We start from the raw sequence: 19,506 nt of genomic DNA on the forward strand, positions 1-19,506 counted from the left end.
AAACAGCCGTCCCTTCATAGGGATTGGCTGTTTTTGTTTTATAAAATAGAAAAGAAAAATATCAGCTGTAGTAAACTTTTAATTTGATATCCTGATCGTAATTACCGAATCCTTTACCCAATAAAGTACAGCCCCCCACATGTTTGGCATCGTCTTTCACTTCGATTCGCAAATGCCAAGTGTCTTGCTCTTTAGGGATGTCGTTGATCGTGATGTTTGACAAGGGTTCTCCATTCATATTCGTCAAGTGTTTGGTAATTCGGATCGTCTTCAGCAAGCCGTATTGATTAAGATTATCTGGATACCAATCAGGCGTATATTTACCGCGGATATCAGCAAAATCTCCAGGGCTCGTCCATGTTCCTAGCTCCACACCATTTAGGCTGAAAGTGATATCTGAAGGCCAATTGTCATTTGAAAAAGGAAATTCAGAAGAAATTTCCACAGAAACTTCCAACATCTCCAATGTATCCTCTGTATTTAAAAAATTAGGTGCCTGATACTCGACAAATCCGCTGGTAAACCAGAGAATGCGGGCATCCATCCTTCGAGGATCCATAAAATAGCGTGGTTCATCCACTTTCCCGATAAAATCATGGATCGTAGCTAAACCGCATGTTGGTTCAATTGCATAATTTGTATAGTGACCAATAGGTATCGATGTTTCTTTCGTATCAAAAGCATTGAATATTTTTTCTGGAAAACTGATATCGATTTTATCGACACGAAGGCTCGAAATTTTTTGTTGTCCTACTTTTTCTGTTTTGATGATGTTTGCTTCCTCTAGCTTTTTCACGTGCATCGTTGTGATAGCACTGCTTACCCCAAGTTCTTTTGCCAAATCTTTGACATTCATCTTCTTTTTGGAAAGTAGCTGGATGATCCTGATCCTTGTTTTACTAGCTAATGCTTCATATACCGGTAAGGATTCTTCGTTTATTTGTAGTTGCATATATATCACCTCTTAAAAGGTTTTTCTTATATATTAACATATTTGTTAATAAAAGTTATATTAAATTATTTGTTTTAATCATTATTAATATTTTGGTTAATTAAAATCGATAAAAAATAAGTAAGTTTAACATTTATATTATTGACAGCGCTTTCTACAAGGTGTATTATTCATGTATAAATTAAAGGAGGTCAGTTATGGAAGCCACAATGTTGATTAGTAGTGTCAAGCGTGTAGGCAAAGTTGATCCGCGGTTGTACAGTTCATTTATTGAACATATGGGACGAGCAGTATATGAAGGGATTTATCAGCCAGATCATCCATCAGCTAATAAAAGGGGATTTCGCCAAGACGTCATTCACTTGGTAAAAGAATTGAACATTCCCATGATTAGATATCCTGGTGGAAATTTTGTGTCAGGATTTCGTTGGGAAGACAGTATTGGGCCCATAGCAAATAGACCTAGAAGGTTGGATTTAGCTTGGCGGACAATTGAAACGAATGAAGTTGGGATTCATGAATTTTATAACTGGTGTCAGCATGTGGGGGCCGAAATCAATATGGCTGTCAATCTGGGTACTCGTGGAGTAGATGCAGCTCGTAATTTAGTCGAATATTGTAATTTTCCTAAAGGAACTTATTGGAGTGATTTAAGGCGTTCGAATGGTCAAGAGAGCCCTTTTGGAATTAAGACATGGTGTTTAGGGAATGAAATGGACGGTCCTTGGCAGATTGGACATAAAACAGCGGAAGAATATGGACGGTTAGCAGAGGAAACGGCTAAGGCGATGAAACTCGTAGATGATTCAATTGAGGTGGTTTTATGCGGAAGTTCGAATCGGCAAATGCCTACATTTGGTGATTGGGAGTTAACAGTTCTTGATCAAGCGTACGATCAAATAGATTATTTGTCTCTTCATCAATATTATGGCAACCAAAAAAATGATCTTTCTCATTATCTTGCACGTTCCTTAGACATGGATCGGTTCATTTCTGAAGTGACAGCGATGTGCGATACAGTCAAGGCGAAGAAACATAGTAAGAAGCAGATCAACCTCTCCTTTGATGAATGGAATATTTGGTATCATTCAGCGGAACAAGATGAGCAAGCAGCGCCTTGGCAGATTGCTCCTCCTTTACTAGAAGATAACTATAATTTTGAAGATGCATTACTATTAGGCTGTCTATTAATCACTTTATTGAAACATGCAGATAGAGTAAAGATTGCTTGTCTTGCTCAATTGGTAAACGTTATTGCACCAATCAGGACAGAAACAAACGGAGAAGCTTGGAGACAGACGATCTATTATCCATTTATGCAAGCTGCTGTGTATGGACAAGGAGAGGTGTTAAGCCCACAAATTCGTTCAGCAAACTATGCGACGGAAGATTTTGAAGAAGTGCCGTATTTAGAAAGTATAGCCGTAATAAATGACAAAGAACTTGTCATATTTGCAGTTAACCGTGGAGAAGAAGAAATGAATCTAACTGTTCACTTGTCTGAATTATCAGTAGAGGGAGTGATTGATTTTTCTGAAATGAGTGGATTTGATACAAAAGCAACTAATCTTCCTAAAAGTGAACAAGTAAAACCAAGTCATTCAACAAATGTAAAAGCTGAAGATGGGAAAATCAATTGTTTATTGAAACCGCTATCTTGGAATGTGGTCAGATGTCGTTTATCAGATGAAGGAGGAACAAAAAATGAAAGGTAAAAAATGGTTAATTGGCTCTTTGTTGGTAGCTGCAACAGGTATTTTAGGAGCTTGCGGTGGCGGAAGTTCAGCAGAATCTGATTCTGATAAAGAAGTGACTTTGACTTTTTGGAATGGGTTTACTGCATCTGATGGTGAAATATTGCAAGAAATCGTTAATGAATTTAATAAAACAAATGATAAAAACATCAAAATTGAAATGGATATCATGACTTGGGCCAATTTGAATGAAAAACTTCCTACAGCGATTTCTTCTAAAAAAGCACCTGACTTTATTGCATTAAATTATCCAGATTTTGCACAGTATGTAGAAAACGGAGCGGTACAACCATTAGACGATTTCTGGGAATATGATGGAGTAGATAAATCTGATTTTAAAGAAACGGCTATTGAATTAGGTGAAGTAGAAGGTAAACAGTATTTTGTCCCCATGCAGGTACAAGGAATGTATATGTATTGGAATAATGATTTGTTTAAACAAGCTGGATTAGATACTGAACAACCACCTACTACTTGGGAAGAATTGACAGAAATGGCACCAAAATTAACTGATAGTAGTAAAAATGTATCAGGTTTTGTCTTCAATAAGGATGGAACTGCACCGTTATATAACTGGATGTTAGCAAATGGCGGTAAATTAGTGAACGATGATTATACTAAGTCTGAATTTGCGTCTCCTGAGAACCTTAAAACGTTAAAAGCGATCCAAAAAATGATCCATGTAGACAAGACTGGTCCAGAATCGATTTCTGGCGCCGAAATGGACAATTTAATGAATGCTGGTCAACTAGCCATTGAAATCAATGGGCCATGGTTAAATAACGGATTGAAAGCAAACGAGATTGACTATAATGTGACTACCTTACCACAAGGGAGTGATTCAGACAAAAAAACAGCTATTTTAGATGGCGTAGGATATGCCATTCCGGCAAGTACAGATAATAATAAAAAAGAAGCTGTCTATGAGTTTTTGAAATATTGGAATACAACTGAAATTGGTAAAAAATGGAGTATCGAAAATGGTTTTCCTGCCTACTTGGATTCAGTAGCAAAAGATGAAGAAGTAAAAAATGATCCTATTGTATCTGAATTATCGAAACAAATGGACTATGCAGAGCCATATTTACCAGGTTTTACCCAAATCTCTGCGATCAATAACGATATCATCAATCCACTGATTGAAAAATTATTAGCAGGAGAAGATCCTGAGACACTCATGAACGATGCAGATGATGCCATCAATCAATTACTGCAAAAATAGTACAGAACTTTATACAGGATAGACTGTTGGCAAGATACAGATATCTGAATGATCGACCTAGTATTTGCAGATAGGTGTTATTGCAAAAATCACAGCGATTGTTCGGATATCTTATTCAGATTCGTTTAAACCAAGATTGTATATTTTATCAAAATGAAAGATGAGGTGGACTATATGAACGGATTCACCAAATATTGGAATCGTCCTGATCGTGCTGCGTATTTGTTTTTAACTCCATCTTTTTTAGTTTTATTATTATTTACTGTCATACCGCTTTTAGGAACATTTGCTATTAGTTTTACAGATTTGAATATTTTCTTTACATCAAGAAATTTTGTAAGTTTTGAAAATTTCACACGTATATTTAGTGATGAACGAGCAGTTAATTCGTTGATTCATTCTTTATATTTCACCGTACTCGAAACGCCAACACAAATTATCGTTGGTTTATTAGCAGCAGTAGCATTATCTAAAAATACCAGATTCAATCGTTTTTGTCGTTCGACATTTTACATTCCAGTTATTTGTTCATTGACGTCAATTGCGATTATTTTTTCTATGTTGCTTGATCCGAATGTAGGGGCGATTCCTTACTTGTTTTCACAAGTCGGCTTGCCGATCCCTCAATTTTTTCGCGATCCAACCCTTGCTATGCCGACGGTAGCCATCATGACTGTTTGGAAGAATTTTGGTGTTACTATGACGATTCTCTTGACTGCTATTCAAGGAATCTCTCCCTCTTTGTATGAATCTGCTCAAATGGATGGTGCAACAAATCGACAGCAGTTTTTTAACATTACGCTACCTCAGATCGTTCCCTCCTTAGGTTTTTGTATTTTAACGAATCTGATTGGTTCGATGCAAGTGTTTGACCAAGTATATGTTGCAACCGCTGGTGGCCCACAATTTAAGACAGAAACAGCTGTTCAATATATTTACAGTCGAGGATTTACAGCACCTTATGAATTGGGCTATGCATCAGCACTGTCTTCGGTTTTGTTTATCATTGTTGCAACTATAGCTATCTCCACTAATGTGTACATGTCACGGAAAGAAAAACAAATGAAATAGGAGGGAAACCTGTATGGCACCAGAAAGCTCGATTACAGTTACTGTGAATAGTCGAAAAGCAGTTAGTGGTAAAAAAATCATTCGAACGATTAGTATGCTAGTTATATTGTTGGTTATTGCGTTTCCTTTTTTGTGGCTGATTATTTCTTCTTTTAAACACGAAAAAGACATTATCTCATTTCCGCCTAGAATATTTGCAGATAGCTATACCCTAGATAACTATATTAAGGTTTGGACAACGATCCCTTTATTAGATTACATCAAAAATACAGTGATTTTTGCTGGAGGGACAGTGATCACTTCTGTATTCTTTGATTCTCTTGCGGGGTATGCATTTGCTCGTATGCGTTTCAAAGGAAAATCAGTTTTGTTCTATTTCGTTTTGCTGACAATGATGATCCCATTCCAAGTCTTCATGATTCCTCTATTTATTGAAGTCAATTTGCTTGGCATGCTTGATACTTATGCAGGTTTGATCATTCCTCGTATGACAACTGCATTTGGTATCTTCATGATGCGTTCCTTTTTTATTACTTTACCAGATTCTTTGGAAGAGGCAGCACGCATTGATGGATTAAGTGAGTTTAATATTTTTTTGAAAATCATGTTGCCATTGAGCAAACCTACTCTTTTATCATTAGGGATTTTCACGCTGATGAATAGTTGGAATGACTTGCTTTATCCATTGATATTGACAAGTAGTTCAAAAATGAGAACTTTACCAGCAGGGTTAGCTTTATTTACGGGGCAGAACATTTCTTTTTATGGACCTGTAATGGCTGGAACGGTTATTTCAATGCTGCCATTACTAGTGGTTTATATTTTTGCACAGAAATATTTTGTTCAAGGAACAGCTATGTCTGGAATGAAAGAGTGAGGAAGATGAAAATAGTTGAGACTAAATTTTATGGACAGTTGATTGTGGTTTCTGATTACATCTTATTAGGTATTCTCTGGGTAATCGTGTGTTTGCCTGTTATTACTATCGTGCCTGCTACATGTGCTGTTTTTTATGTAATGGCGCAATGGAAAGGTGAGGGATCAGGAAATATCATTTATTTTTTCTTTCAAGGAATAAAGCAACATTTTGGTAAGAACTTGTTCCTTAGTCTGTTAACGATCATTATTTATTTTCTTGTTAATCAATTATTAGAAGAACAGACAATCGTACTTTCAATTAGTGGATATGTAGTTTCACTTATTTATTCCATGTTTCTTTTATCCTGGATATATGTGATTTCTGAAAACAAAGATATCACATTTTTACAAATTTTTGAACAAAGTGCATGGAAAGTATTTTTTGATTTTTTGAGAAATATTCTTTGTTGCGTATTGTTATTAGGATTTGTACTGCTCATATTTCTTTTCCCTCCTTTTATTTTTATCTTTGCTGGTGGCGTATGGAAACTTGTATCTATTATCTTGACTATAGGAAATGAAAGGTAGGGAAAGCTGTTGGACGAAGAAGTGAAAGTAAAAATCAGAGAGGATTTTACGGTAGGAGAGATCAGTTCTCGGCTGTTTGGCTCATTTGTTGAGCATATGGGAAGTGTCGTCTATACAGGGATTTATGAACCGGGCCATGAAACAGCTGATGGTGACGGGTTTAGACAAGATGTCCTCTCTTATGTAAAGGAATTAGAATTAGGTGTCATTCGCTATCCTGGAGGAAACTTTACATCTGGTTATGATTGGGTGGATACTGTAGGTAGGAAAGAACAACGACCAAAAAAAATTGATTTAGCATGGCGAGGTATAGAACCAAATTCTTTTGGACTCCACGAATTTTTTAAATGGATCAGTCATGTACAAGCGAAACCGATATTCACGGTGAATTTAGGAACAAAAGGAATTGATGAAGCAAAAAATTTAGTAGAATATTGTAATTTTCCAAAAGGAACCTTCTGGAGTGATTTAAGAATAAAAAATGGGCAAAAAAAGCCTTTTGGCGTTAAATTATGGTGTTTAGGGAATGAGCTAGACGGGCCATGGCAAGTGGGGGCTAAGAGTGCTTATGAATATGGTAGGTTAGCAAATGAAGCCTCAAAAGTCATGAAGTTAGTGGATGATTCAATTGAAACAATCTTAGTTGGAAGCTCTACGCCACGTTTACCATCGTACCCTGAATGGGATCGTATCGCATTAGAAGAAGCTTATGAGAATGTAGATTATTTAGCTTTGCATAACTATATTGATAAGTATGATGAAGAAGACTTGACTAAACCTCCTAAAAATGAGCGTGATGATACAGCGACATACCTTGCAAAAGCTTATCGATTCGATCGTCAAATTGAAGAAATCGTTGCTACTTGTGATTATGTAAAAGGATATTTGAGAAGTGAGAAAACAATGTATCTAGCGTTTGATGAATGGAATGTACATGCCCAACCGGAAAAAAGACATAGGGATTTTGAAGTCGGTAGTCCCATCGATTGGTGTTACTTTACTATGGAAGATACATTATTATTTGGTTCATTAGGGCTGGCTATTTTACGACACGCAGATCGCGTAAAGATTAGTTGTCAATCATTGTTAGTAAACACAATACCTTTAATACTGACAGATGCTAAAGGACAAGCATGGAGGAATCCAACTTATTATGTGATGCAACACTTATCGAAATATGCTAAAGGTCAAGTATTGGAACAACAAATCATTTGCCCTGTTTATGATTGTGAAAAGATAAAAAATGTTCCTTATGTGGACAGTGTGATCGTAGATAACGGCAATCAGCTGACTATTTTCTTGATCAATCGCACAAATGAACAACAAAAGATAACGATTGAACATGATTTCAATTTACTAGATCAAGGAGAGCACTATACATTAACCAGTAGCGATCTGTTGGACAAAAATACACGTGAAGAACCAGAAAAAATAAAATCTGAAATAAACTATTTTTCAATAGAAAAACATGACGAATTAAATGTAGAGATAGAAAAATACTCTTGGAATGTAATTAGAATAAAGAAAATGTGAGGAAATTTGTTATGATGAAGACACTTTATAATAATCCTATCGTTCGGCAACGGGCAGATCCTTGGGTATATAAACATACAGATGGTTATTATTATTTTACAGGATCGGTTCCAGGCTACCAAGTGATTGAATTAAGAAGGGCAAAGTCACTGAATGAATTAGAACATGCTGAAAGCCTGATTGTATGGCAGGCTCATGAAGAAGGACCGATGAGTGAATTGATCTGGGCACCTGAAGTCCATTATATCAATGGAAAATGGTATATTTACTTTGCTGCAAGCAATCATAAAACTATACGTGATGAATCTCATCATCACCGCATGTTCGTACTTGAAAATCAGCATATAGATCCAATGAATACAGATTGGATAGAAAAGGGACAAATAAAAACGAAAAGGGAAACTTTCAGTTTAGACGGAACAACTTTCTCTTCCCAAGGAAAGCTATATTATGTGTGGGCCCAACAAGATCCTGAAATTACTGGGAATTCTAATCTTTATCTATCCGAAATGGATAATCCTTGGACGTTAAAGGGGAAGCAGATACTCCTTTCTATACCTGAGTATGAATGGGAAAAACGGGGTTTTTCAGTAAATGAAGGTCCAGCAGTCCTTACTCGCAATGGGAAAATATTCATTACGTATTCTGGTAGTGCAACAGATGAAAACTATGCCATGGGCCTGCTGTGGGCTGATGAGCACAAGAATCTTTTATTAAAAGAATCATGGCATAAATTATCGGAGCCAGTATTCGTTTCTTCTGAAAAAAATAAGCAATTTGGTCCTGGTCACAACTCGTTTACGGTTTCAGAAGACGGGTGCTTTGATATTTTGATCTATCATGCTCGACCAGAGAAGAACCAAAAAGGGGATCCGTTAGACAATCCTAATCGGCACGCGAACGCGCAATGCTTTACGTGGAATGAGCAAGGATTTCCAGAATTTGGTGAACCTGTTCCGTATGCCTTATGAGCACAAGAAACCTTGATTTTTGCTTGAATAAACCTTGCAGACTCGTTATGATATATGTACGTACAAATAAAAAGGGGCAAGGCAAATGGCAAAATATCAAGATATTGCAGAAGAGATAAAACAAAAGATCCTTCGTGAGGAATACGAAGTAAATACAACCATTCCCTCAGAATTCAAGCTGCAAGAAATATATGACGTCAGCAGACATACGATTCGGCAAGCAATCGCTGTGTTGGTAAATGAGGGCTATCTGCGTAAAGAAAAAGGATCGGGCACATATGTAGATGACAGTTATAAGAAAGAAAAAACACTATTGAACAGAACAAAAACGATCGGTGTCATCACCACATATCTCTCTGATTATATTTTTCCGTCGATTATCCGAGGAATCGAAAATGAATTACGAGAATCTGGGTATTCATTGCTTTTAGCCAGTACGAATAACGATCACGAATTGGAAAAAGAGTGTTTGAAGAAAATGATTGCTTATGGGGTAGATGGTTTGATCGTTGAGCCTACGAAAAGTAATCAGTATAATCCAAACTTAGCACTTTATGTTGCTTTGAGAGAACAAGGCATTCCGATGGTGATGATCAATGCTGCTTATGAAGAGTTAAATGCCTCTTATATTTGTTTAGATGATGTGAAAGTCGGTTTTATGGCAGCAGAATATTTGATAAAAAAAGGACATCAGCGTCTGTTGTTCATCACAAAAATCGACGATCTTCAAGGAAAATACAGGATGAAAGGTTTTATCAGCGCGTGTGAACAGTATAATGTGCGTTTTTTGACGGAAGATATCATTACTTTCACCACGGAAACACGAGAAACAATCGCTGAAAAAACAGTACAACGGTTGAAAGAAGAACAAGCTTTAGATGGCATCATTTGCTATAACGACCAAATAGCTAGTTTATTGCTAGATAAGCTGACAGAAAATGGCTATCATATTCCAGATGACCTATCGATCGTAGGAACAGACGATTCTTCTTTAAGCCATTTAGGGAATAAAAAATTGACAACATTGACGCATCCAAAAGAAAAGTTGGGACAAGATGCCGCACGGTGGATCGTCACAACGATTGAAAAAGGACAGGCACAGCCGAATATTCTTTATGAGCCTGTACTAGTTGAACGGGAAACAGTGAAAGAAAACGAAAAATAAGAGACGGGTTTTTACCGCCTCTTATTGCTCCTACGGTTACTCGTCGCAATGTTTGTGAGAGCTTTTGATCGCTCAAGGCTGAACGTTTCTTTCACCACCTCTCCACTAAACGGTGTTCTCCTACCAACTGGTCACAAGTCACAATATTCATCAAACATGAGAAGCTGTTTTTTGAAATTGTTCCTTGTGACTGGAGCTGAACGGCAGGCTCACAACCTCTTCCTTAAACGGTGTTCAAAAGCTTGCATCTGCGGTAATAATCCTAACCAAACGAAAAATAGGAGAAGCTATTTTTGTTTGGATGTTCTTATTATTTGATGCAGGACAGCTTTTTCACAACCTCTGATTCACGGTGTTCCAGAAGTAGCTTCTTCGAAAATAAGCTGAAATTCCACAAAAATTTAAGAAGCAATTTTCGTAAATTCCTTCTTATTTCTTGAAGCTGACCACTTCTGTCACGGCCTCTTTAAGAATGATGGATAGAAATACGTTTAGGATAAGTTTTTTTAGATGCACTTTGTTCGATTTCCTCTAAAGATTTCCCACGAGTTTCTGGTACGATCTCTTGAATAAATAAAACCCCTAAAAAGCAGATGATCCCAAAAATGCCGAAAACGATTTCTTGAGACATAGAAGCAGTCATCACAGGAAAAAGCAAGCCAACTAGGAAAGAACCAATCCAATTAAAAGAAGAGGCTAGGCCAGATGCTCGCCCGCGGACAGCTAGTGGGAATATTTCGCCTACGATTACCCATGTCAGTGGAGCCCATGTGCAAGAATAAAATGCGACATAAATACATAAAAATAAGAGAATCAACAACGAATTTGTATGAGCATCCAGTACAGTTCCTAAAACAGCTGGTAGGATGAAAGAAAGTCCCATCACGCTACCGCCTATTTTCAATAAAGTTCGCCGATTGAACTTGTCTGCAATAACCAAAAAGAGCAAAGAACCAGCAACTAAAATGATTCCTTGGATGATCGGCCACATCAATGCATCGCTCGCTGCATGCCCAGTCGCTTTTTCTACGATTAGCGGAATATAGTAAAAAATAGCATTAGCTCCTTGAAATTGCTGGAATACTGCTACACCAATACCGGCAATGACTAAGGAACGATATTTTTCTAAAAACAAAGTATGCCAAGAAGTTACGGTTGTCTTTTCTTGTTTGACATTCAGCTGGATTTGTTCGAATTCCTGTTCAGCTTCGTTTGGTGTTCGAATATAGTTCAATACTCTTTTTGCCTCTTCCAAGCGGCCAGATTGCACAAGAAAACGCGGTGACTCTGGTAGAGCTAAAACACCGAAAAATAAAATCAGCGCGGGGACAGCAGCAAGTCCTAACATCACGCGCCAAGCCATCGTTTCAGGCAACCCTTTTAGCAAATAATCTGCAACATAGGAAAGGAGCATGCCAGAAGCAATCATCACTTGATTGATCCCTGACAATCTTCCCCTTAGTCTAGCAGGAGCCATTTCAGACATATAAGCAGGAACTAGGGCAGATGCAGCGCCAACAGCTAAACCTAGAAGAATCCTTGCTGCAATCAGAAAATAAGAACCATTGTGAGGGGCAGATGCAGAAAGGACAGAACCAGCCATAAAAATAAGTGCAGAAAGAAGAATCATTTTTCGTCGTCCAAGCTTATCAGAAAGAAGACCAGATAAAGAGCCGCCAAGGATCGCACCTAACATGACCGAAGACGTGATCCATCCTATCAAAGAAGCTTTACCTGCCAAACCCCAATCATGCTGTAAAAAAGGTAAGGCGCCGGTCATAACACCAATATCATATCCAAATAGAATGCCGCCAAATGCGCCAAAAAAATAAATAAACGATGAGGAAACTTTTTTTTCTTTTTTCATAAGTATTCTCTCCTTCTAGAATTTCGAGAAGGCGGTTGATCAGATTTTGTAAGCAATTTCATTTTATAACTTATGTACGTACAAAACAAGTGTTTTTTATTGTATTCTTGTAAATAACCGCTTGACATGTACGTACAAAAGTATACAATAATCATTGTAAGCGCTACTAAAAAGACGGTTTGATCAGGTTTGACGAGAAGGAGGGAGTTAAATCATTATGAAGGAAGTAAATGCGCAAAGTATGTTAGATGTCATAGATGGTCGTACATCTTTAGGGATTGAGTTTGGATCAACTAGGATCAAAGCTGTATTGATTGATTCATCTTTTACTCCTATTGCCGCTGGTAGTTATGAGTGGGAAAACAAACTAGAAAATGGTATCTGGACCTATTCATTAGAAGATATTTGGAAAGGATTGCGCGTCAGTTACCGAAAAATGGCAGCAGAAGTATTCGAAATCTATGGCGAGAATCTTACGACAATCGGGTCGATTGGGTTCAGTGCAATGATGCACGGTTATCTAGCATTTGATAGCAAGGAACAGTTACTAGTACCATTTCGTACTTGGCGAAATACAATCACTGAAGAAGCAGAACGAATATTAACGGAAAAATTTCAATACAATATTCCGCAGCGATGGAGTATCGCTCATTTGTATCAATCTATTTTGAATAAAGAAGAACATGTGAAAGAAATTAATTTTTTGACAACGCTTGCAGGCTATGTCCATTGGCAGCTTACTGGTGAGAAAGTACTAGGCGTAGGAGATGCATCAGGCATGTTTCCTATCGATCCTTCAACGAAAACCTACCATCAAGAAATGAAAAATATTTTTGGTCAGTTAATCGAAAAAGCGCACGTAGCGATTGACTTGGATCACATTTTGCCTAAAGTTCTAGTAGCAGGAGAAGAAGCTGGCAAGTTAAGCGAATCAGGGGCTTATCTGATCGACCCTACGGGAAATTTGAGACCAGGAATCCCGGTTTGTCCGCCAGAAGGGGATGCAGGAACCGGTATGGTCGCTACGAACAGTGTAGCCAAACGGACAGGGAACATTTCGGCTGGTACTTCCGCCTTCGCTATGATCGTATTAGAAAAAGAACTAGAAAATGTTCATCCGGAAATCGACATGGTCACTACACCTTCAGGAGAACTAGTAGGCATGGTTCATACGAATAACTGCTCTTCGGATATCAATGCTTGGGTCAGTATTTTTGAAGAATTTACCAATTCTTTGGGTATGGAGATAAGCAGAGATAAATTATTCACGGTATTATTCAACAAAGCGCTAGAAGGCGATACGGATTGCGGGGGATTACTTTCTTATGGTTATTTTTCCGGTGAAAACATTACAGGAGTAAATGAAGGAAGGCCATTATTTGTACGTACACCAGGTAGCCGTTTTGATTTAGCGAATTTCATGCGGATCCATTTAGCCAGTGCTTTTGGTGCAATGAGAATCGGAATGGATATATTGAAATCTGAGAATGTCCAAATTGATCGTTTAGTGGGACATGGGGGGATTTTTAAAACACCAGAAGTTGGACAGCGGATTCTAGCATCTGCTATGGAGGCACCAGTTACAGTGATGGACACAGCCGGAGAAGGTGGAGCGTGGGGAATCGCGTTATTAGCAGCCTATATGATGGATCGACATGGGAAGTCTTTAGAAAACTTCTTGGCAGAAGACGTGTTTGGACAAGACCAAGGAATCACCATCACACCTTCAGCAGAAGAAATAGCAGGCTATCAGATATTTATGAGACGTTACCGTGAGGGGATCGACATTGAAAAAACAGCGATTCATCAATTGCAAGAAAAAGGAGTGATAGAAAATGCTGGAACAACTGAAAGAAGAAGTATACCAAGCAAATCTTGACTTGCCTAAACACGGACTCGTCAAATATACATGGGGAAATGTGAGCGCTTTTGATCCTGAAACACGATATTTCGTTATCAAACCTAGCGGAGTCAGTTATGAAGAGATGACAGCAGACGACATGGTCGTTGTGGACTTGGACAATCATATCATTGAAGGTAAACTCAATCCCTCTTCGGATACGCCTACTCATGCTGTTTTATATCGTTCATTTCCTCAAATCGGAGGAATCGTCCATACTCACTCGACATGGGCGACGATCTGGGCACAAGCAGGATTGGATGTTCCTGCGATGGGGACGACGCATGCAGATACTTTTTATGGATCGGTACCTTGTGCTCGATTTTTGACACAACAGGAAATCGACAGCGGGTACGAATATGAAACAGGAAAAGTTATCATAGAAACATTCAAAGAACGCAAAATTGATTCCTTAGCAATTCCAGGGGTACTTTTACACGGACACGGTCCATTTACTTGGGGGAAAGATGCGCAAAGTGCGGTAATGAACGCAGTCGTACTAGATGAAGTATGCAAGATGAATTTATTTACCAGACAGCTCAATTCATTTTCAGAAGAGCTACCTCAACGGATTTTAGATAAACATTATTTACGAAAACACGGAAAAAATGCGTATTACGGACAAAACAAATAAAAGGAGTGGCTAGTTATGTTGAATATTGGAGAAAAAGAATTTTGGTTTGTTGTAGGATCACAGCATTTATATGGGGAAGAAGCACTGCGAGAAGTAAAGAAACATGCACAAGAAATGGTCGATGAACTGAATGAAAATGGCCAATTGCCTTATCCAATCCGCCTTCAAGAATTAGCAGTTACTGCTGATACGATCACAAAAATCATGAAAGAGGTCAATTATCGAGAAGAAGTAGCAGGTGTGATCACTTGGATGCATACTTTCTCACCAGCAAAAATGTGGATCCGCGGGACAAAGCTTCTACAAAAACCATTGCTTCATTTAGCTACGCAATATAACGAAAGCATTCCTTGGAAAACGATCGATATGGATTTCATGAATTTAAATCAATCCGCTCATGGTGACCGCGAATATGGGTTCATCAATGCTCGATTAAATAAACAAAATAAAATCGTCGTTGGCTACTGGAAACGACCTGAGATCCAAAAAGAGATTGCTGATTGGATGGATGTTGCAGTAGCCTATAATGAAAGTTTTGGAATAAAAGTGGCTCGTTTTGGTGACAACATGAGAAACGTGGGTGTCACAGAAGGAGACAAAGTGGAAGCACAGATTCAATTTGGTTGGACTGTTGATTATTTTGGTATCGGAGATCTTGTACAAGTAATCGATCGCGTATCAGACGAAGAAGTCGATCAATTATTTGAAGAATACAAGGAATTGTATACCTTCGACTATGGTGATTATGAAGAAAAGACATGGGAAGAACATGTAAAAGTACAAGCTCAGCAGGAAATCGGTATTCGCCGTTTCTTAGAAGAAGGAGGCTATAACGCTTTTACGACTAATTTTGAAGACCTGTATGGAATGAAACAACTACCTGGACTAGCTGTACAACGTTTGATGGCAGAAGGATACGGTTTTTCCGGGGAAGGCGACTGGAAAACTGCAGCGATTGATCGGTTGCTGAAAATCATGGCTCGAGGGAAATATACAGGATTCATGGAAGATTATACTTACGAGCTAGCTAGTGGCCAAGAAGCAATCTTGGAATCCCATATGATGGAAGTAGATCCGACGCTTGCTGCGACGAAACCAAGAATCGTTGTTTCTCCTTTATCAATGGGAGATAGAGAAGATCCGGCGCGTCTTGTATTTGATGGGAAAGCAGGAGAAGGGGTAGTCGTATCGATGGCAGATTTCGGTACGCATTATAAACTGCTGATCAATGAAGTAGAAGCCTTTGAACCAACGACTGAAGCACCTAATTTACCTGTTGCACGTGTGTTATGGAAAACTAAACCGAATTTCCATGAAGGTGTCCATTCATGGATTCAGGCAGGTGGCGGTCATCATACCGTTGTCTCGCTAAATCTAACAACAGATCAAATTGAAACGTGGGCAAAATTAGTTGAGTTGGAAACAGTGGTTATTAGATAAAAAGAGGTTGTGAAAAAGCCGCTTAGTTTTAAGAAATAAGAAGAGATTGACGAAATTTGCTTTTCAACTTTTTTGAAATTTAGTCCTATTATCAATGTCAGCTAACGGAACACCATTTATCAAGATATCTCACCCTCAATATTTTGCTCTCGAAAATAAGGCTTATGGCAGTAACTTGTCATAGCCTTATTTTTATCACTAATCCTACTCTGCTCTAACTGCTCTTTTTGCTTCTAGGAAGTCAAATGGTAAACAGTTGTCTAATTGCAGAAATTTCGAGATACTTGTTAGTAAGGAGGGGGTTTTATGTATCACGTTCATTTGATTGATGCTATTCCAGAACAAGAGATAGAAAAGTTACAAGGGGAATATTTCAAAATAATAGATGATTTGCCAGCCGAAGGAATAGTTATTCGTAGTACGAAAGTGAAAGATGAATGGCTTACACCAGATTTGCTAGCAATTTCAAGAGCTGGTGTTGGTGTGAACACGATCAACGTTGAAAAAGCTTCTGAAAACGGGACGATCGTCATGAATACACCAGGTGTAAATGCTAATGCAGTAAAAGAGCTTGTTTTGTGCTGTTTGCTCTTATCTTCCCGTCCGATAATCGAAGCAAGTCGTATGGTACAAACACTAACAGGTCCTAATATTTTAGAACAGGCAGAAAACAAAAGAAGTGCTTATGTGGGACGAGAATTGCAAGGCAAAACCATCGGTCTTCTTGGTCTTGGAGCGATAGGCACAAAAGTAGCGCTAAGTTGCTATAGCTTAGGGATGGATGTCTTGGGTTATTCTATCCGCGATGCCCAGTTGGATTATGTTCGGCAAGCAGATTTAGAAACAGTTCTTTCTACCTCGGATTACATCGTAGTCATGCTGCCGTTGACAGAAGATACAAAAGGATTGATCGATCAGGCGAATATAGAAAAAATGAAAAAAGATGCTGTACTTATCAATGTAGGAAGAAGTGAAATTGTTGATAAATATGCTGTTATGCAAGCATTGGAAAAACAACATCTGGCCAAATACGTGACTGATTTCCCAGAAGAAGAGTTCTTAGAAAATGACCGTATACTTATGTTGCCTCATCTAGGGGGATCGACTCAGGAAGCTTTGGCAGACAGCGGACGTTTGGCAGTTGAAGCCTTAAAAGATTATCTTTTGTTCGGTACGGTTAGAGAAGCGGTCAATTATCCATCCGCACGAATGTTTTTCCAAGCGCCGTTTCGATTCACTATATTTTATCAAAAGAAAACCAATATATTAGCAGAGATATTTTCTCTGCTGAATGAGAACGAGTTAGCGATCGCAGATATATCGCGTAACCATAAGAATGAGCATGTCTACATATTGATTGACATAGACAGTACTGATTTTGAACAGCTCAATCAAGTGAAACAACAGCTAGAAAAAATTTCTGGAGTACGAAAGGTCCGCTTATTAAAGAAACCAGAAAGGCCATAAAGAAAGAGAATATTTGGATTTCATTAATTCTTCTTTCCGTTCTTTACTTTCGAATTTCGTACAACTAAAATAAGAGAAGCAACATTCTTTTATTGATAGAAATGAAGGAGCAAGCATTTGAAAAGATATATAAGCAGACTTTCGACCAAACAGAAAAAGATTTTAAAAGGAACAACAGCAATCATCAGTATCTTTTTTCTTGTTGTTTTTAGTAATTTGTTTTTGCAGTGGTGTCAAAATGATCTATCCGTAGACCTTGCGTTGAAATTTGCTTTTTCTTGGCATACGGAAAAATTCTTCTTAGCCTGTCTCGTCTTGCTGATCATTCTTATTTTTCTGATTGCACTAGCAGGATCTGTCCCTTTAGGTTCCCTTACGTATGTCGTAGCCATCGGTGTATTAGGTTTTGCAAATTATATGAAAATGAGTTATCGGCAAGAACCGATTTATCCAGACGATTTGAAGATGATCACTGAAATCGGATTGCTGAAAGATATGACCGGCACTATGCTGTTTACAGTGATCTTAGCTGCCGCAGGAACCGTGCTAGGATTGTTTTGCTGGTACATGTTTCGAAGCCTGAAAAAAGGAAGGCGATTCCAATTGATCCGATTAACGACACTGCTTGTGGCAATTGGACTGCTAGGGTATATCAGTAATTTCAACAATCCCGATAATTTGTTGCGAAAAGCATATAATAAAACGGCACTATGGATACCTTACAGCCAGAAAATGAACTACTATAACACTGGTTTTATCGGTGGGTTTTTGTACAATCTGAAGGTAGAACCAATGGATGAACCTGAAGGATATTCGAAAGAAAAGATCAAAGAAATCACTGAAAAATACCAGAAGCTAGCCGATGAAAAAAATAAAATTGTAGAGGAAGAGTCGCCGAACATCGTGTTCGTGATGAGTGAAAGTTTCTCAGATCCTAGTCGATTAAACGGCGTAGAAGTATCTGGTGAGCCATTGGCAGATTATTATGAAGTAGCTGATCAAACATATAGTGGCAATATGCTTTCTCAAAACTATGGCGGTGGAACAGCAAATATCGAATTTGAAGCATTGACTGGTTTTTCTATGGCGTTATTTAATGCGCAACTCACCACCCCTTACACGATGCTTGTACCAAAAATGGATCAGCTTCCTTCTATCGTTTCAGCGTTAAACGCACAATCATACCAGACGACAGCGATCCATCCATACAATACTTCGATGTATAAAAGAGAGGATGTTTATCAGACATTAGGATTTGATCAGTTCATCAGCGAGCGTACGATGACCTATACGGATACGATAGAGAATAATCCATATATTTCTGATGAGTCAGCTTACAAAGAAGTAATGACACTTCTCAAGGAAGAAAAAACACCTCAGTTCATTCATTTAGTCACGATGCAGACACATATGCCTTACAATGGAAAGTATGATAGACTGGGCTATTCTGCAGAAATTTCAGATGGAAGTGGGACACTTGACTTAGAGAATTATCTGCAAGATATTTCCTATAGCAGCACGGCACTGAAGCAGTTCACGGAAGAATTGAAGAATCTTTCTAGAAGGACTTTAGTTGTTTTTTGGGGGGATCATCTGCCAGGGATTTATTCAGATACCATCCAAGCCAAAAATGATAAACAAACATTGCATGAAACACAATTCTTGATGTTTGACAGCAAAGGAAAATTAGAAAAGCAAACGACTCATGATGCAATCACCAGTCCTTTTTATTTTGCAGCGAATCTAATGGAACAGACGAATCAGACAACAAATGGCTTTTATCAGCTGCTTTTATCATTAGAACAGGAACTTCCGGCGTTTGAACGAGAACTGTACTATCAAAACGGACAGTGGTATAAAGAAGCGCAATTCAATCGCTCGCAACAAGAGATTTACGACGAATATCAATTGATCCAATATGACATTGTCGCAGGGAAACAATATAGTTTAGCAGATGGTTTCTTTGAGCACGAATAAGAATGGCGAGCTGTATAGAAACCATTAAATTTTTTCAAGTACTTGTCATTTGAGGATAAAAACAAGTAGAATAAATAATAACAACAATGGAGAAAGTAGGAAAACGA

General features: G+C 38.2%; 16 protein-coding genes. 13 read left to right on the forward strand and 3 right to left on the reverse strand.

Annotation, left to right across the window (positions count from 1 at the left end; translation table 11 throughout):
- Window positions 1-61 precede the first annotated feature (61 nt).
- Window positions 62-952, reverse strand: a complete 891-nt coding sequence (locus tag OS139_RS07170) for an ArsR/SmtB family transcription factor (RefSeq protein ID WP_002332180.1) — start codon at window positions 950-952, stop codon at window positions 62-64.
- Window positions 953-1,149: 197 nt separating this feature from the next.
- On the opposite strand from OS139_RS07170, the gene arfA reads away from it, so the two are divergent.
- The 8 genes from arfA to OS139_RS07210 all read left to right on the forward strand — a co-directional run bounded on the left by arfA (window position 1,150) and on the right by OS139_RS07210 (window position 10,114).
- Window positions 1,150-2,667 (forward strand): arabinosylfuranosidase ArfA, encoded by a 1,518-nt coding sequence (arfA, locus tag OS139_RS07175; RefSeq protein WP_002332179.1) that lies wholly within the window; start codon window positions 1,150-1,152, stop codon window positions 2,665-2,667.
- The gene (locus OS139_RS07180) at window positions 2,639-3,928 is read left to right on the forward strand and encodes an ABC transporter substrate-binding protein (protein ID WP_002321046.1); all 1,290 of its coding nucleotides are present in this window, start codon (window positions 2,639-2,641) and stop codon (window positions 3,926-3,928) included. Before arfA ends, OS139_RS07180 begins: the two co-directional genes overlap by 29 nt.
- Before the next feature lie 174 nt (window positions 3,929-4,102).
- A complete protein-coding gene (locus OS139_RS07185; protein WP_002287294.1) occupies window positions 4,103-4,999 on the forward strand; it encodes a carbohydrate ABC transporter permease in 897 nt (298 codons plus the stop codon).
- A 13-nt stretch (window positions 5,000-5,012) separates the two neighbouring features.
- Window positions 5,013-5,876, forward strand: coding sequence for a carbohydrate ABC transporter permease (locus OS139_RS07190; RefSeq protein WP_002287292.1), 864 nt, complete (start codon window positions 5,013-5,015; stop codon window positions 5,874-5,876).
- Between the two features lie 5 nt (window positions 5,877-5,881).
- A complete protein-coding gene (locus tag OS139_RS07195) occupies window positions 5,882-6,445 on the forward strand; it encodes a YesL family protein (protein WP_002297690.1) in 564 nt (187 codons plus the stop codon).
- A 21-nt stretch (window positions 6,446-6,466) separates the two neighbouring features.
- The gene (locus tag OS139_RS07200; RefSeq protein WP_002307182.1) at window positions 6,467-7,978 is read left to right on the forward strand and encodes an alpha-N-arabinofuranosidase; all 1,512 of its coding nucleotides are present in this window, start codon (window positions 6,467-6,469) and stop codon (window positions 7,976-7,978) included.
- A gap of 11 nt (window positions 7,979-7,989) precedes the next feature.
- Window positions 7,990-8,949 carry a glycoside hydrolase family 43 protein gene (locus OS139_RS07205; protein WP_002297693.1) on the forward strand — a complete coding sequence of 320 codons (960 nt, stop codon included), beginning with the start codon at window positions 7,990-7,992 and terminating at the stop codon, window positions 8,947-8,949.
- A gap of 85 nt (window positions 8,950-9,034) precedes the next feature.
- A complete protein-coding gene (locus OS139_RS07210) occupies window positions 9,035-10,114 on the forward strand; it encodes a GntR family transcriptional regulator (protein WP_325066851.1) in 1,080 nt (359 codons plus the stop codon).
- A 466-nt stretch (window positions 10,115-10,580) separates the two neighbouring features.
- Here OS139_RS07210 and OS139_RS07215 read toward each other — a convergent pair whose 3' ends face one another.
- Window positions 10,581-11,981, reverse strand: a complete 1,401-nt coding sequence (locus tag OS139_RS07215) for a sugar porter family MFS transporter (protein WP_002291459.1) — start codon at window positions 11,979-11,981, stop codon at window positions 10,581-10,583.
- A gap of 217 nt (window positions 11,982-12,198) precedes the next feature.
- On the opposite strand from OS139_RS07215, the gene OS139_RS07220 reads away from it, so the two are divergent.
- The 4 genes from OS139_RS07220 to OS139_RS07235 all read left to right on the forward strand — a co-directional run bounded on the left by OS139_RS07220 (window position 12,199) and on the right by OS139_RS07235 (window position 17,422).
- A complete protein-coding gene (locus OS139_RS07220; protein WP_002294116.1) occupies window positions 12,199-13,860 on the forward strand; it encodes a xylulokinase in 1,662 nt (553 codons plus the stop codon).
- The gene (locus OS139_RS07225; protein ID WP_325066852.1) at window positions 13,817-14,515 is read left to right on the forward strand and encodes an L-ribulose-5-phosphate 4-epimerase; all 699 of its coding nucleotides are present in this window, start codon (window positions 13,817-13,819) and stop codon (window positions 14,513-14,515) included. Before OS139_RS07220 ends, OS139_RS07225 begins: the two co-directional genes overlap by 44 nt.
- 15 nt (window positions 14,516-14,530) lie before the next feature.
- Window positions 14,531-15,955: an L-arabinose isomerase gene (gene araA / locus OS139_RS07230; protein ID WP_002332176.1), complete on the forward strand. Its 1,425-nt coding sequence runs from the start codon at window positions 14,531-14,533 to the stop codon at window positions 15,953-15,955.
- A 306-nt stretch (window positions 15,956-16,261) separates the two neighbouring features.
- Window positions 16,262-17,422 carry an NAD(P)-dependent oxidoreductase gene (locus OS139_RS07235; protein ID WP_002297699.1) on the forward strand — a complete coding sequence of 387 codons (1,161 nt, stop codon included), beginning with the start codon at window positions 16,262-16,264 and terminating at the stop codon, window positions 17,420-17,422.
- Here OS139_RS07235 and OS139_RS07240 read toward each other — a convergent pair.
- Complete coding sequence (locus OS139_RS07240) at window positions 17,399-17,539, reverse strand: hypothetical protein (RefSeq protein WP_002321042.1); 141 nt, start codon at window positions 17,537-17,539, stop codon at window positions 17,399-17,401. The genes OS139_RS07235 and OS139_RS07240 overlap by 24 nt on opposite strands.
- Here OS139_RS07240 and OS139_RS07245 point away from each other — a divergent pair, their 5' ends adjacent.
- Window positions 17,540-19,399 carry an LTA synthase family protein gene (locus tag OS139_RS07245; protein ID WP_002332174.1) on the forward strand — a complete coding sequence of 620 codons (1,860 nt, stop codon included), beginning with the start codon at window positions 17,540-17,542 and terminating at the stop codon, window positions 19,397-19,399.
- Window positions 19,400-19,506 lie beyond the last annotated feature (107 nt).

The sequence above is a fragment of the Enterococcus sp. E4-223 genome (assembly GCF_035727065.1).
Lineage (GTDB): Bacteria > Bacillota > Bacilli > Lactobacillales > Enterococcaceae > Enterococcus_B > Enterococcus_B faecium.

Excerpts from the sequence above, each read along its gene's own strand:
- OS139_RS07170 (WP_002332180.1), bottom strand. The coding sequence starts at position 952 with ATGCAACTACAAATAAACGAAGAATCCTTACCGGTATATGAAGCATTA.
- arfA (WP_002332179.1), top strand. The coding sequence starts at position 1,150 with ATGGAAGCCACAATGTTGATTAGTAGTGTCAAGCGTGTAGGCAAAGTT.
- OS139_RS07180 (WP_002321046.1), top strand. The coding sequence starts at position 2,639 with ATGAAGGAGGAACAAAAAATGAAAGGTAAAAAATGGTTAATTGGCTCT.
- OS139_RS07185 (WP_002287294.1), top strand. The coding sequence starts at position 4,103 with ATGAACGGATTCACCAAATATTGGAATCGTCCTGATCGTGCTGCGTAT.
- OS139_RS07190 (WP_002287292.1), top strand. The coding sequence starts at position 5,013 with ATGGCACCAGAAAGCTCGATTACAGTTACTGTGAATAGTCGAAAAGCA.
- OS139_RS07195 (WP_002297690.1), top strand. The coding sequence starts at position 5,882 with ATGAAAATAGTTGAGACTAAATTTTATGGACAGTTGATTGTGGTTTCT.
- OS139_RS07205 (WP_002297693.1), top strand. The coding sequence starts at position 7,990 with ATGATGAAGACACTTTATAATAATCCTATCGTTCGGCAACGGGCAGAT.
- OS139_RS07210 (WP_325066851.1), top strand. The coding sequence starts at position 9,035 with ATGGCAAAATATCAAGATATTGCAGAAGAGATAAAACAAAAGATCCTT.
- OS139_RS07215 (WP_002291459.1), bottom strand. The coding sequence starts at position 11,981 with ATGAAAAAAGAAAAAAAAGTTTCCTCATCGTTTATTTATTTTTTTGGC.
- OS139_RS07220 (WP_002294116.1), top strand. The coding sequence starts at position 12,199 with ATGAAGGAAGTAAATGCGCAAAGTATGTTAGATGTCATAGATGGTCGT.
- OS139_RS07225 (WP_325066852.1), top strand. The coding sequence starts at position 13,817 with ATGCTGGAACAACTGAAAGAAGAAGTATACCAAGCAAATCTTGACTTG.
- araA (WP_002332176.1), top strand. The coding sequence starts at position 14,531 with ATGTTGAATATTGGAGAAAAAGAATTTTGGTTTGTTGTAGGATCACAG.
- OS139_RS07235 (WP_002297699.1), top strand. The coding sequence starts at position 16,262 with ATGTATCACGTTCATTTGATTGATGCTATTCCAGAACAAGAGATAGAA.
- OS139_RS07240 (WP_002321042.1), bottom strand. The coding sequence starts at position 17,539 with ATGCTTGCTCCTTCATTTCTATCAATAAAAGAATGTTGCTTCTCTTAT.